This is a genomic window from Pseudomonas sp. GW822-FHT04C11 (assembly GCF_058800905.1).
This window is the reverse complement of sequence record NZ_JBXAMS010000018.1, coordinates 63,490-77,104: the sequence shown is the minus strand read 5'-3', so window position 1 is coordinate 77,104 and position 13,615 is coordinate 63,490. Positions and strand designations below refer to the sequence as shown.

The 13,615-nt window shown below is 60.1% G+C and carries 13 protein-coding genes; 4 read left to right on the top strand and 9 right to left on the bottom strand.

Annotated features, from left to right (window positions below):
• Positions 1 to 585: 585 nt before the first annotated feature.
• The 4 genes from AC1RJ3_RS24550 to AC1RJ3_RS24535 are packed head-to-tail and all read left to right on the top strand — an operon-like array spanning position 586 to position 3,551.
• A complete protein-coding gene (locus tag AC1RJ3_RS24550; protein ID WP_054595068.1) occupies positions 586 to 1,251 on the top strand; it encodes an amino acid ABC transporter permease in 666 nt (221 codons plus the stop codon).
• Positions 1,232 to 1,891 (top strand): amino acid ABC transporter permease, encoded by a 660-nt coding sequence (locus AC1RJ3_RS24545; RefSeq protein ID WP_054595069.1) that lies wholly within the window; start codon positions 1,232 to 1,234, stop codon positions 1,889 to 1,891. The genes AC1RJ3_RS24550 and AC1RJ3_RS24545 overlap by 20 nt, the downstream gene beginning before the upstream one ends.
• Positions 1,888 to 2,670 (top strand): amino acid ABC transporter ATP-binding protein, encoded by a 783-nt coding sequence (locus tag AC1RJ3_RS24540; RefSeq protein WP_493080979.1) that lies wholly within the window; start codon positions 1,888 to 1,890, stop codon positions 2,668 to 2,670. The genes AC1RJ3_RS24545 and AC1RJ3_RS24540 overlap by 4 nt, the downstream gene beginning before the upstream one ends.
• Positions 2,667 to 3,551 (top strand): transporter substrate-binding domain-containing protein, encoded by an 885-nt coding sequence (locus AC1RJ3_RS24535; protein ID WP_347928582.1) that lies wholly within the window; start codon positions 2,667 to 2,669, stop codon positions 3,549 to 3,551. Before AC1RJ3_RS24540 ends, AC1RJ3_RS24535 begins: the two co-directional genes overlap by 4 nt.
• Before the next feature lie 58 nt (positions 3,552 to 3,609).
• Here the strand turns inward: AC1RJ3_RS24535 and AC1RJ3_RS24530 are convergent, their stop codons facing one another.
• From AC1RJ3_RS24530 to AC1RJ3_RS24490, 9 genes are all read right to left on the bottom strand, one after another.
• Positions 3,610 to 4,770 carry an AAA family ATPase gene (locus AC1RJ3_RS24530; protein WP_493080977.1) on the bottom strand — a complete coding sequence of 387 codons (1,161 nt, stop codon included), beginning with the start codon at positions 4,768 to 4,770 and terminating at the stop codon, positions 3,610 to 3,612.
• A gap of 245 nt (positions 4,771 to 5,015) precedes the next feature.
• Positions 5,016 to 5,645, bottom strand: a complete 630-nt coding sequence (locus AC1RJ3_RS24525) for a class I SAM-dependent methyltransferase (RefSeq protein WP_054595073.1) — start codon at positions 5,643 to 5,645, stop codon at positions 5,016 to 5,018.
• A gap of 74 nt (positions 5,646 to 5,719) precedes the next feature.
• Positions 5,720 to 6,364 carry a methionine ABC transporter permease gene (locus AC1RJ3_RS24520; protein ID WP_054595074.1) on the bottom strand — a complete coding sequence of 215 codons (645 nt, stop codon included), beginning with the start codon at positions 6,362 to 6,364 and terminating at the stop codon, positions 5,720 to 5,722.
• Positions 6,354 to 7,478 carry a methionine ABC transporter ATP-binding protein gene (locus tag AC1RJ3_RS24515; protein WP_493080974.1) on the bottom strand — a complete coding sequence of 375 codons (1,125 nt, stop codon included), beginning with the start codon at positions 7,476 to 7,478 and terminating at the stop codon, positions 6,354 to 6,356. The genes AC1RJ3_RS24520 and AC1RJ3_RS24515 overlap by 11 nt, the downstream gene beginning before the upstream one ends.
• Before the next feature lie 2 nt (positions 7,479 to 7,480).
• Entirely contained in the window at positions 7,481 to 8,290 is an 810-nt protein-coding gene (locus AC1RJ3_RS24510) for a MetQ/NlpA family ABC transporter substrate-binding protein (RefSeq protein ID WP_493080972.1), read from the bottom strand.
• 177 nt (positions 8,291 to 8,467) lie between these two features.
• Positions 8,468 to 9,835: an LLM class flavin-dependent oxidoreductase gene (locus AC1RJ3_RS24505; protein ID WP_493080970.1), complete on the bottom strand. Its 1,368-nt coding sequence runs from the start codon at positions 9,833 to 9,835 to the stop codon at positions 8,468 to 8,470.
• On the bottom strand, positions 9,835 to 11,028 hold the full coding sequence (locus AC1RJ3_RS24500) for an SfnB family sulfur acquisition oxidoreductase (protein ID WP_347928587.1): 1,194 nt from the start codon (positions 11,026 to 11,028) through the stop codon (positions 9,835 to 9,837). The genes AC1RJ3_RS24505 and AC1RJ3_RS24500 overlap by 1 nt, the downstream gene beginning before the upstream one ends.
• 39 nt (positions 11,029 to 11,067) lie before the next feature.
• Positions 11,068 to 12,309, bottom strand: a complete 1,242-nt coding sequence (locus AC1RJ3_RS24495) for an SfnB family sulfur acquisition oxidoreductase (RefSeq protein WP_493080968.1) — start codon at positions 12,307 to 12,309, stop codon at positions 11,068 to 11,070.
• Positions 12,310 to 12,621: 312 nt separating this feature from the next.
• Positions 12,622 to 13,359, bottom strand: a complete 738-nt coding sequence (locus AC1RJ3_RS24490; protein ID WP_493080966.1) for a hypothetical protein — start codon at positions 13,357 to 13,359, stop codon at positions 12,622 to 12,624.
• Positions 13,360 to 13,615 lie beyond the last annotated feature (256 nt).

Genomic DNA, 13,615 nt, shown 5'->3' with positions numbered 1-13,615 from the left:
TGAGGTTTCAACGCCGACGGCTTTCGATAGCGTCGGCGTTTTTGCGTGGTCGTATTTCCTGTGGCGAGGGAGCTTGCTCCCGCTCGGCGGCGAAGCCACCGTAATTGCCCTTCATCACATACGTCTGTTACGACATGCTCGGCCCTATAGGGGCCGCTTCGCGCCCCAGCGGGAGCAAGCTCCCTCGCCACAAGATCACAAGATCAATCAGGCCACTCTGGCCTTCAACGCCCGGCGTAACGCCGTCAATAACTTCACGATGTCCTGCGGATCCAGCCGCTGGGGTGTTTTCACGTCTGCCATTTTTATCGTCCTTGTGATGGTTTGGCCGGGGAGTGTGGCCGCGCGCTGCTCGTCCTTGGAGGTGCAATCTGAAAAAAAGATCCTTCCTACAGCGCAAAGGGAAATAGCTGTCTCCTGCTGCTGCCGCCAATCCAGCGAATAGTTTTTTGCGTGATATCAATATGCTTTATCGGTATTTAAATGTTTCTTTTTATACCTTTAAAGTTAGTGCCTGCCGGGTTGTTATCCACAGCCCAATGGACTGCGCCACCGTCGCTTACCCTGCGGCGTTCAGGATCTTCAATGACGTTCGATTACGCTTTCATCCTCAGCACCCTGCCGGCGTTTCTGCGCGCTGTGGGCGTGACGCTGCAGGTCGGTCTGATCGCCATCGGCACTTCGTTGCTGGTCGCCCTGATCAACGCGACGCTCCTGGTGTTCCGCACGCCGTACTTGCAGCGCCTGGTAGCGTTGTACGTGGAGTTGGCGCGCAACACGCCGCTGCTGATTCAACTGTTCTTCGTCTACTTTGCATTGCCAGCGCTTGGGGTGAAGGTTTCCGGTTTTGCCGCGGCGATCATCACCATGACCTTTCTTGGCGGCGCCTACCTCACTGAAGTGTTGCGGGCCGGCGTTGAAGCGGTGCCTGCGGCGCAACTGGAGTCGGGGCGCTCGATCGGTTTGTCGCACTGGCAATTGCTGCGTTACGTGATCCTGCCGCAAGCGGGGATCCTCAGCCTGCCATCGCTGTTCGCCAACTTCATTTTCCTGCTCAAGGAAACCACCGTGGTCTCGGCGGTGGCGGTGCCGGAGATTCTCTACACCACCAAGAGCTACATCGCGCTGTATTACAAAACCTACGAAATGCTCGCCGTGCTGACGCTGATCTGCGTGTTGCTGTTCTTGCCGTTGTCGCTGCTGCTCAGCCGCCTGGAAAGGAGGCTCCAGCATGGCCAGTTCGGGTCTTGAATTGCTTTGGGTGTCTTTGCCGCAGTTAGGCAAAGGCGCTGCGCAAACCTTGTCGATTTCGTTTTTGAGTATCGCCATCAGCACGGTGGGCGGAGTGCTCTACGGCGTGCTGTGCAGTCTGAATTCGAAGTGGTTGAACGCGTTGCTGCGAGTCTATCTGGAGCTGTTCCGGGCAATCCCGGTGCTGGTCTGGCTGTATTTGCTGTTCTTCGGCCTGCCGATTTTTTTCGGCCTGAGCCTGCCGAGTTTCTGGTGTGCGGTGCTGGTGCTGTCGTTGTGGGGCGCCAGTGAAGTTGGCGAAGTGGTGCGCGGCGCCCTGCATTCCTTGCCCCGTGGCCAGCGTGAGGCGGGGCTGTCGATCGGGCTGTCCGGGCCGCAGCTGTTCGGTTACGTGTTGCTGCCCCAGGCACTGAAACGCATGACGCCACCGACCATCAACGTCTACACGCGGATCATCAAGACCAGCTCGCTGGCGGTGTTGATCGGCGTGGTCGACGTAATCAAGGTCGGCCAGCAGATCATCGAGCGTACCTACGAGTCGGTGCTGATCTACGGCGCGTTATTCCTGTTTTTCTTCTTTATCTGCTACCCGCTTTCGGCCGCTTCCCGCGTGCTGGAACGGCGCTGGACGCAAGCATGAATGCATTGATCGAATTCAAGGGTTTCAACAAGTTCTTCGGTGAGCATCAGGTCCTCAACGGGATCGACTTGAGCGTCAAAACCGGCGAGGTGATCGTCATTCTTGGCCCCAGCGGCTGCGGCAAAAGCACTTTGCTGCGTTGCCTAAACGGTCTGGAAGTTGCCCACAGCGGCGAGCTGCGTTTCGCCGGGCGCGAGTTGCTGAGCAAAACCACCGATTGGCGCGAAGTGCGCCAGCAGATCGGCATGGTGTTCCAGAGTTATCACCTGTTCCCGCACATGAGCGTGCTCGACAATCTCCTGCTCGGCCCGCTCAAGGTACAAAAACGCCCAGCGCGTGAAGCTCGCGAACAAGCCTTGGCGCTGCTGGAACGGGTCGGTCTGGCGGACAAGCGCGAGGCATTCCCGCGCCAGCTTTCCGGTGGTCAGCAGCAACGCATCGCCATCATCCGCTCACTGTGCATGAACCCGCAGGTGATGCTGTTCGATGAAGTCACCGCGGCCCTTGATCCCGAGATGGTCAAGGAAGTGCTGGAAGTGATTCAGGGCCTGGCCCGCGACGGCATGACGCTGTTGATCGTGACCCACGAGATGGCTTTCGCCCGCGCGGTGGCGGACCGCATTGTGTTCATGGACGCCGGGCGCATCCTCGAACAAAACCCTCCCGAGATTTTCTTTACGAACCCGCAAACCGCACGAGCGCAGCAGTTCCTGGAGAAGTTCTCCTACGTCGAAGCACTGCCCAAAAAGACACTTGCAAAGGAACTGGAACCCTCATGAAAACTGCCAAGTCTTCACTGCTGCTACTCCCATTGTTCGGCCTCGCGCTGTTGGCCGGGTGCAATAAATCCGAAGCGCCTGCCAAACCTGCGGCCTCTACCGCCAGCGCGGCACCGGCGGCCAGCTACCTGGAGAAAATCAAGGCGCGGGACAAGCTGATCGTTGGTGTATTCACCGACAAACCGCCGTTCGGCTTCGTCGATGAAGCCGGACGCTACGTGGGGTTTGACACCGACATCGGCCGTCAATTTGCCAAGGACCTGCTGGGCGACGAGAACAAGGTCGAGTTCGTCGCGGTCGAGCCGGCGAGCCGGATTCCGTTCCTGCAAAGCGACAAGGTCGATCTGATCCTCGCCAACATGACCGTCACCCCGGAGCGTAAGGAAGCGGTGGAGTTCACCAACCCGAACCTCAAGGTTGCGGTTCAGGCGCTGGTGCCGCAGGCAAGTTCGGTCAAAAACCTCGATGACCTGGCGACCCGCACCACTATCGTGACCACTGGCACCACTGCCGATATATGGCTGACCAAGAACCACCCGGACTGGAAGCTGCTGAAGTTCGAGAAAAATTCCGAGTCCCTGCAAGCCTTGGCCAATGGTCGCGGCGATGCATATGCGCAAGACAACCTGGTGCTGTTCAGCTGGGCCAAACAGAACCCGGGCTACCGTGTGCTGACCGAAACCCTCGGTGCCGAGGCACCGATTGCGCCTGCGGTAAAGAAGGGCAACATCGAACTGCGTGACTGGGTCAACGCCGAGCTGGCGAAGCTGGGTGAAGACAAATACCTGCTCAAGCTTTACGACCAGTACGTGCGTAAAGAACTGAGCGATGACACCCATCCTGAAAGCGTGATTGTCGAAGGCGGGAAGTGGCAGGGCTGATTGTTTGAACGTTCCCATGCTCTTGTGGCGAGGGAGCATGGGAACGATCTGTGTAGGCTCAATCCGGCCAGTTCCACGCTGGTTCGTCCAGCATCCCCTGGCCGACGATTCCCGTCTGGCCGAAATTTTTCTCCAGCACGATGGCGTTGCATTCGGGGGCTTGCTGCAATGCTGCGATCAAGCGGCTGGCGTGGGACACCACCCACACCTGGCACTGCTCCGAGGCGCGGATGATCAGTCGCGCCAATGCCGGCAGCAGGTCCGGGTGCAGGCTGGTTTCCGGTTCGTTGAGCACCATCAGCGTCGGCGGCCTTGGCGTCAGCAGGGCGGCGATCAGCAGCAAGTAACGCAAGGTCCCGTCCGACAGCTCGGCGGCGGATAGCGGTCGCAATAATCCTTCCTGATAAAACTCGATGGCAAACCGCGCGCCTTGCAGCGGCTGGATGTTCAGCCGGGCGCCGGGGAATGCATCGCTGATCGCCGCGTGCAGCGCCTCGGGATCACCGATTTCTATGATGGTTTGCAACGCTGCCGCCAGGTCGCGGCCATCGTGATGCAATACCGGCGTGCGCGTGCCCAGTTGTGGTTGACGAACCGGCGCCTCGGCGTCGCTGCGAAAGTGATCGTAAAAGCGCCAACGGCGAATGAACTCACGCAGCTGCAATACCTCGGGTGAGGCGTGCAGGCTGCCGACCTGATCGAACAGGCTGTCGAATGCCGGTGTGTGCTGGGCCAGCACCTCCCAATCGCGCTCGACCCGCGAGCGAATCACCGCCCCTGTACGATTCACCAGCAGACTCGCCGGGCGGTACAGCGGCCCCGACCAGATGCATTCACGCTTGATTTCCGGGTCCAGGGAAAATTCTGAGCGCGACGGTTCCGGCAGGCCCAGGGCGATTGCGTAACTGAAATCCTCACCGGCAAAGCCCAGCCGCAAGCGCTTGGGCGACCGGCGCACGCTGGCTTCGACCGCCACCTCACCGTTGCGCATGCGCCGGCTGATGTTTTCCGGGCCGGCCCAGAAGGTCGAATCCAGCCCACCCTCGCGCGCCAGTGCGTTGACCACGCCGCCCTGAGCGGTTTCGGCCAACAGCCGCAGAGCGCGATAAAGGTTGGATTTGCCGCTGCCATTGGGCCCGGTGATGAGATTCAGGCGCCCGAGCGGGATCACCAATTTATTGATCGAGCGGTAATTGGCCACCGCGAGGGTTTTGAGCATCCGCGAGCTCCTGCTGTGTTGCCCGGCAGTGTGCCTTATTGTCGGCAGAACGATGATCCTCAAAAGTGTGCGGTTGTTACTGTGCAACGCCGGTCCCGGACGGAAGTTCGTCGTTGGCCTGAGTTTCTTTGCCCTGCTGGCTGCGAGGCCTTCGGCAAGGCGCTGCACCAGCGCATAGACGAGCTGACGGCCGAGCTGCGCCGGAATTCCTTGTCGACCTGAATGGAGCGCGGGAACGATTATGCCTAAGAGGCTTTACGCCAGACACTCGCCAACCAAGGCTGCTGATCCCGCGGCAGCCCGGCCGGCCGGTAGTAATGCTCCAGCTCGACAAACCCCGCTTCAGTGAGCAGCTTTTGCCACGCCGCCAGATCGTGATACGCGCCAAAGCGCGGGCCATTCCAGCCTTCGCGGTTATCCCCGCGTGGATTCGAACTGAACAACACACCGCCCGGCTTCAACGTCCCGTGCAACTGTTTCAGCACCCGAGGCAATTCCTGAACCGGAACATGAAACAGCACCGCGTTGGCGAAGATCCCGTCGAAGCGTTCGGCCGGCAGATCGAGTTTCAAAAAGTCTTGCTGCCAGACCTCACAGCCGCTGTCCTCGCGGGCCATCTGGGCGAAACGTTCGGAGCCGTCGAGGCCAATGGCGATATGGCCCATGCGGGTGAAGGTTTGCAGGTCGCGGCCGGGGCCACAGCCGAAATCGAGCAGGGTGAACGGCGCCGAGCCCTGTATGTGCCGCAACAGCGCGTCGATGTTCTGGCTGACATCGTGGTCGCGTGTGCCTTCACGGAAACTTTCGGCCACCTGATCGTAATGGCCAAGAGTGGTCGCGGTGATCTGTTTGAGGTCGTCGGGGGTGTGCTTCATGGCGGCTGCGCAGGCAAAGGGTGAGTTCGCCGAATATACCCCTTGAGGAAGATCGTTCCCATTCCGATGATCGTTCAGCGCTTGTTCAATCCTCGAGCCAACCGATCCCCACCCAGCTGAATCACCGCCACCAGAATCACCAGCAACACAATCACCGTCAGCATGATCTGGCTATCAAAGCGCTGATACCCATAGCGGTACGCAATATCCCCCAAGCCGCCGGCACCAATGGCTCCGGCCATCGCCGAGGAATTGATCATGGTCACCAACGTGATGGTGAACCCCCCGACAATTCCCGGCAGCGCCTCAGGCAACAACACATGCCAGACGATATGCCAGCGTCGGCAACCCATGGCCTGGGCAGCCTCGATCAGGCCGTGGTCGACCTCGCGCAAGCTGACCTCGGCGATGCGCGCAAAGAATGGCGTGGCGGCGATGGTCAGCGGCACCACGGCGGCCCAGACGCCGTAGGTGGTTCCGACGATCAAGCGGGTGAAGGGGATCAGCGCGACCATCAGGATCAGGAACGGGATCGAGCGGAACAGGTTGACGAAGGCCCCCAGCGCACGGTTCAGCGCAGGCGCTTCATAGATGCCGCCCTTGGAACTGGTGACCAGAATCACCGCCAGCGGAATACCCGCCAACAGCGCGATCAGCGATGACACGCCGACCATCAGAAACGTGTCGATAACGCCCTGCAGCAATCGATCAAACCACATAACCCAGCACCTCCACCTGTTGTGCCCAGTGACTGGCGCGCTGGCGCAACTCTTCGGCGCCCAAGGACGAACCGGTTACCGCCAATAACAATTGCCCTAGGGCGTGCCCCTGAATCCGTTCGACGCCGCCTTGCAGCAAGCGCACTCGCCCGCCGAGCGCACTGAACAGCGCCGCCAGGTCGGGCTCATCAGTGCTGTTGCCGGTGAACTGCAAGCGCAGCACTACCGCGGATTCCGACGATTGCGCTTGCGCCTGCAAGCGGCTTTGCAGTTCTTCCGGCAAGCCATGTTGCAGAGGCGCCAGCAGGGTTTTACTGACATCGTGCTGCGGGTTGCCAAACACTTCCCAGACCGGTCCTTGCTCGACAATCCGCCCGTGTTCGAGCACCACCACCCGATCACAAATGTCGCGGATTACCGCCATTTCGTGGGTGATCAAAATGATCGTCAGCCCGAGACGCTGATTGATCTCGCGCAACAGGCCGAGGATCGATTGCGTGGTTTCCGGGTCGAGGGCCGAGGTGGCCTCATCGCAAAGTAGAATCTCCGGGTCGTGCACCAGCGCCCGGGCGATGCCGACACGCTGTTTTTGCCCACCCGAGAGCTGCGCCGGATAGGCCGTGTGTTTGCCTTGCAGGCCGACCAGTTCCAGCAGCTCACGAACTTTCTGTTCACGCTCGGCTTTCGGCACGCCCGCGACCTTGAGCGGCAGCTCGACGTTCTGCCACACGGTTTTCGCCGACATCAGGTTGAAGTGCTGGAAGATCATGCCGATCCGCCGCCGCAGCGCCACCAGACGGTCTTCATCGAACTCGCCGATGTCCACCTGATCGATCAGCACCCGACCGGTGCTCGGTTGTTCGAGGCGGTTGATGGTGCGGATCAGCGAGGACTTGCCGGCACCGCTGCGGCCGATGATGCCGAACACTTCACCGCGCTGGATCGCCAGGTCAATGCCGTGCAGCGCAGCGACCGGGCCTTGTTGGCCGTTGTAGGTTTTGCCCACGCTGATAAAGCGCACATGGGCACGGTTGAACTCAGGGTGCAGCTCGGTCTGTTCTGCACTGCTGGACGGCGGGATTTGCAGTCGAAGTTGGGCATTGGCGGCATTCATGGTCAGCCTTCCCAGCCAGCTTGGTAGAGCTTGCCGTGGGCTTTATCCAGCGCGGCGCGAACCACCGGCGAATGCTGGTAGATGTCGACGAACTTGATCAGGCGCGGGTCGGTTTTACTTTTTGGCTGGATCACGAACTGGATCACGTATTCCTTGTGGTCGAGGCCGTCGAACAGCAGCGCCGAGCCGGCATCGAAGGTCTTGGCCAGGCGAATGTAGGCCGGGTAGCCCTGCACCAGATCGGCGTCGTCATACGCGCGCACCAGTTGCACGGCTTCAACCTGAAGGATTTTCAGCTTTTTCGGATTGGCGACGATGTCGTCTTCGGTGGCCTTGTAGCCCACACCCGGTTTGAGGCTGATCAACCCGGCCTTGGCCAGCAGTTGCAAGCCGCGACCGCTGTTGATCGGGTCGTTGGCGATGGCCACGCTGGCGCCCTCGGGAAGCTCGTCGAAGCTTTTGTATTTCTTCGAGTACAGGCCGACGTTGTTGATGATGCCCGGCGCAAACGGCACCAGATCAAACCCGGCAGCGGCCTTGGCGTTTTCCAGAAACGGAATGTGCTGGAAGTAGTTCACATCGATGTCGCCCGAGGCCAGGCTGACGTTCGGTGCAATCCAGTCGCTGAACTCCACCAGCTCGACCTTCAGGCCTTGTTTACCGGCCTCTTCGACTGCCGCTTCCAATGGGATGGCGAAGGCTGCGGTGGTGCCGATTTTCAGCGGTGCGTCGGTGGCGAAAGTCATGGAACTGAAGAGGCCGAGGGCCATGGCCAGTGCTTTGACTGGGGGGGTGAGCAGGTTGTTTTTCATGGTGGGTTTCCAGTCAGTTATTGAATGTGTGACTCATATTTGTGGCGAGGGAGCTTGCTCCCGCTGGGCCGCGCAGCGGTCCCAAAACCATTCAATGAGGCGTGCCTGTTAAAACTCGGCAGGAGGTTGCGCGACTGCTGCGCAGTCGAGCGGGAGCAAGCTCCCTCGCCACAACGGTTAGTGTCGGTAGGTGGATCCTGTGTGTTGCTCGGGCAAATACGCCTGCGCGTGAAACAGCTTTTCGCGCAAGGAGCCTTCGTCATAAGCGGTCTTGTACGACCCGCGGCGTTGCAACTCGGGAATCACCAGGTCGATGAAATCGACGTAGCTTTCCGGGGTAACGATGCGGGTCAGGTTGAAGCCGTCCAGACCGGTTTCCGCGATCCAGGATTCCAGCTCATCGGCGACCTGTTCAGGCGAGCCGACCACGGTGATGTAGCGGCCGCCCAAGGCGTGTTGCTCCAGCAACTTGCGTCGGGTCCAGTCGTTGTTTTGCAGGTTTTTGGTGGCGGACTGGATGGCGTTGCTTTTCACGTACTGGATCGGTTCATCGAGTTCGTATTCGGAAAAGTCGATCCCGGTGGACGCCGAGAAATGCGCCACCCCGGCTTCGGCGCTGGCGTAGCTCAGGTATTCAGCGTGCTTGGCCCAGGCCAGCTCCTCGGTTGCACCGACGATTACGTTCAGCCCCATGAAGACCTTGATGTCCTCGGGGTTGCGCCCGGCAGCGGTGGCGCTGGCGCGGACCTTGTCCACCTGCACCTTGGTCGTGGCCTTGTTCTGGCCGCTGATGAATACGCACTCGGCGTGTTGCCCGGCGAACACCAGGCCGCGATCCGAACTGCCGGCCTGAAACAGCACTGGCGTGCGCTGCGGTGAGGGCTCGCAGAGGTGATAACCCTCGACCTGATAGAACTCGCCGTGGTGTTCGACCTTGTGCACTTTGCTCGGTTGGGCGTAGACCCGCTGCTCGCGGTCGTTGATCACCGCATCGCTTTCCCAACTGCCTTCCCAGAGTTTATACAGCACCTCAAGGTACTCATCGGCCTGGTCGTAACGTCGGTCATGTTCGATCTGTTCGTTCAGGCCCATGGCCTTGGCGGCGCTGTCGAGATAGCCGGTGACGATGTTCCAGCCGACCCGGCCACGGCTCAGGTGATCGAGGGTCGACAGGCGCCGGGCGAACAGGTACGGCGGCTCATACGTCAGGTTGGCGGTCAGGCCAAAGCCGAGGTTCCTGGTCACCGCGGCCATGGCCGACACCAGCAGCAGCGGGTCGTTGACCGGCAACTGGATCGACTCCTTGAGCGGCACATCGACCGAGTGCTGATAGACGTCGTACACCCCGACGATGTCGGCGATGAACAGCCCGTCGAACAAGCCACGCTCCAGCAACTGCGCGAGTTCGGTCCAGTACTCGACCGTCTTGTACTGGGTCGAGTTGTCCCGTGGATGAGTCCACAGGCCGTGGTTGATGTGCCCGATGCAGTTCATGTTGAAGGCATTGAGCAGGATCTTTTTTTTCTTTGTCAGAGGCGAGGGCATCAAATAGTCCCTCGCAGTGGCGGGTTTTCATCGTTGAGGTAGTAGTTGCCAATTGCGTGGTACTTCCAGCGCACCGGGTCGTGCAGGGTGTGCACGCGGGCGTTGCGCCAGTGACGATCCAACCCGTGCTCGGCGAGGGTGGCCTGGCTGCCGGACAGTTCGAACAGCGTGCTGCCGGCCGCCAGGGAGATTTCCGTGCTGATGGCGCGCGCTTCGGCCACGGCAATCGAGGCCGCCGCGATCGTTTCGGCGTTGGTGTCGGCCTGGGCGCGGTCGAGGAATTCTCCTGCACGCTCCAGCAGTGCTTCCGTCGCGTGCAGGCGAATGCTCAGGTGGCCAAAGCTTTTGATCGTCAGCGGGTCTTCGGTGGCGTTGTCATTGCCGGAGTCGATCCACGGGCGGGTTTTGCTTCGCACGAAATGCAGCGCGTCTTCATAGGCAGCGCGAGCAATGCCGGTATCGATGGCCGCGTGGAGAATCTGCGCCAGCGGGCCGACCGGGGTCGGACGTTCGAAGGCGCTTTGAAACGGGATCACGTCGTCTGCCGAGACGTAGACGTCTTCGAACACCACCGAACCGCTGCCGGTGGTGCGTTGGCCGAAGCCGCTCCAGTCATCGATGACCGTCAGGCCCTGGCTGTCACGCGGGACGAAGGCCAGTTGCTGGACGCCGTTTTCATCGACCACCGTGGTCGGAATCCGTTGTGCGTAGATCGCCCCGGTGGAGTAGAACTTGCGGCCGTTGATGCGAAAACCGTTGCCATCGGGAGTCAGGCTGGTGACCCGGTGGAGAGCGGTTTTGGTCCCGAGTTCGGCCAGTGCATTGCCGAAGCGCTGACCGGCGAGGACTTCGGCGTACAGGCGTTTTTTCTGCTCGGATGTACCGTTTACGCGCAGCACTTCGAGGGCATAAAAGTGGTTCTGCGGGATCTGCCCCAGCGAACCGTCGGCCTGGGCGATCAGTGCGATGACTTTGGCCAGGGTGACGTTGGAAACCCCCGCACCGCCGTATTCCCTGGGCACGCTGATGCCCCACAGGCCGGAGCGCGAAAAGACTTCCAGTTCGGGGTAGGGCAGGCGTCGCTCACGGTCGCGCAGGGCGCTGTCGCGTTTGAAGTCTTCGGCCAGATCGCTGGCGACGACAAGGGCTTGCTCATCGCTGGTGATGACCGCGACGGGGTGAGAAAGAGTCATGTGTTTCTCCAGAGATCTGGTCAAAAGTGTTCTGGTCGTTCAGATCCAGGAATGTCGTGCGGGTAAAGTGCCGTTCAGGTGATAAGTGCCCACGGCGTGGTATTTCCAGCGCACCGGATCGTGAAGGGTGTGCACGCGTGCGTTGCGCCAGTGGCGGTCGAGGTTGAACTCGGCAAGGGTGGCGCGGCTGCCGGCCAGCTCGAAGAGCTTTTCGCTGGCCAGCAGCGAGATTTCGGTGGTCAGCACCTTGGCTTCGGCGACGGCAATCGAGGCGCGTGCGGCGGATTCGGCGGTGACCGGCGCGGCGCTGACTTGATCGAGCACTTTTCCGGCTTTGCGCAGTAGCGCTTCGGCAGCGTGCAGTTCGATTTTCAGTTTGCCGATGTCGGCAATCACGTAGAGGTCATCGCTGGCGCGTTCGACGTTGGCGTCGATCCACGGCCGTGCGCGTTCGCGAACGAAGCTGATGGCGTCATCGATGGCGCCGCGGGCAATGCCGGCGTCGATGGCGGCTTGAATCAGCTGTGACACGGCGCCCTGGATGTTCGGGCTGTCGTTGATCCGCCAGTTTTCCACCACCAGATCAGCATCGACCCGCACATTGTTCAGCAGCACGGTGCCACTGGCCGTGGTGCGCTGGCCGAAGCCCGACCAGTCGTCGACGATGCGCAGCCCCGGAGTGCCGCGACGGACGAAAGCGATGACTTGCTTGCCGTCGTCGTTGAGTGCCTTGACTGCGACCCAGTGCGCGAACAGCGCGCCCGTGGAGTAAAACTTCTGACCATTGATGACGTAGCCATCACCGTCGGCGGTGATGCGGGCCTTGAGCTCCAGGGTGTTTTTGGTGCCGCGTTCCGGGCCTGCGTTGCCGATTCGCCAGCCGTCGAGCACGCTCTGGAACAGCTGCTTTTTCTGCCGTTCGTTGGCGGTGTGCTGGAGCAGGTTGAGAATCCCGAAGTGGTTCTGCGGGATTTGCCCGAGTGCCGGGTCGGCCGCGGAAATGATCGCGAAGACTTCAGCGATGGTGACGAATGAAACCTCGGGGCCGCCGAACGCTTTGCCAATGGCAATACTGCCCAGGCCACTGCGGGTGAATTGTTCGATTTCCGCCCAGGGCAACTTGCGCTGTTGATCGCGTCGAGCGGCTTGCAAGCGGGCGACCTGAGCGAGTTCACGGGCTGCTTCGAGGGCTTGTGCGTCATTGCGCAAAACGTGTGCGGGCAACAACAGCGGGGGAATGTCCAGATCACTCTGAACGTTTGCATCTGCCAGATTAGACATCAGCGCCGCTCCTTGGCTGCACGCAATGCCCTGGCGATTTGCACCGGGGTGATTATGTTCCTGACCATACCTACCTCACATCTCATGGATAAGCCGCAGCGTGCGGCGAAATCAAAATCAAGAATGTCCGGTGGTCCGGTTCATATACCCTAAACGCGTATAAAAAATTAATGAACTAACTTTTAGGAATATGCATAGAAGGGTGTCATCAGCCCTGTGGTTGTTCGCATGGGCGGATGTAAACGCAACCCTGTAGCAGCTGGCTGCGCCAGCTGCTACAGGGATCTCATCGGTCGCAGGGGGCAGGGGCCTTCAGCACTTCCTGGCCGGTACTTTCAGGTAGGTATTGGCGCAGCCGACTTTCAAGGTGCGTGCCGGCGCCCAGCGCGAGTTGTTACCGACGCGATCGAGGATGCAGTAGGTGACTTCCAGCCGGTTATCTTCACCGGCTTCAAGAATCACTGAGGGCGGCACCCAGACGTTGATCGGGTGGCCGACTTCGCCGGGTTTGATCTTGGGCAGGTCCATGCGCACATCGCCCCAGCGCAGGGTGATTTCATCATCAGCCGCCATGTTCAGATAAGGTTCGATGATCAGTGGCACGCCACGTTTGATCTGGTTCGGATTGACCCCGTGACGGCGAATCATCTCGGGAATACCCAATGGCTCCAGGTGCTGGTTTTCATCTGCGCACAGGGTGTGTGGCTGACCACCCGGGCAGTCGAGTTTGACCTGGAGCTGTTTCGCCGCGGACAGCGCCGGGCCTTGCCCGACTTGCATGAGCCGGTAGTGGATACGCGAGCTGCCGTTGCGGATAAAACTCTCGGGAATCCGCAGGTTGAGTGGCTGACCGACTTCTGCGCGGTTGAGCACCTTTGAGGCCACATAGCAGTTATCCCAGAACAGTTCGATCAGATCACCTTCGTCCATACCGGCATAAGGTGGTATTTCGATCAGCAGGTAAGCCGCGGAAGTGATGTTGATGGCAGAGCCGGGCGACTGCGTCAGGCCGGGAGCCGCCAGTTCAACTTTGTTCGACATACAAGTCATGTGTGTTCTCCTTGAAACATCGCAGCGAAGTCCATTTCGGAAGTGTCGAAGGCGTTAGGGTAGTAGGCGATTAACTATATTCAAGTACTGTGAAATGCCTGTTAGCGACTAGATAAGGGAGTGGTCGACGGGGTGTCAATAGACGCAAGTTGAGAACGTGGGAATGCCAGGCTATTCAGATATTTCCTACCTCTAATTAGCGATCGATGGACATGCTGTTCGGCTTTTTCCTGGGTGCGCTCGATTTGTGAGCCAG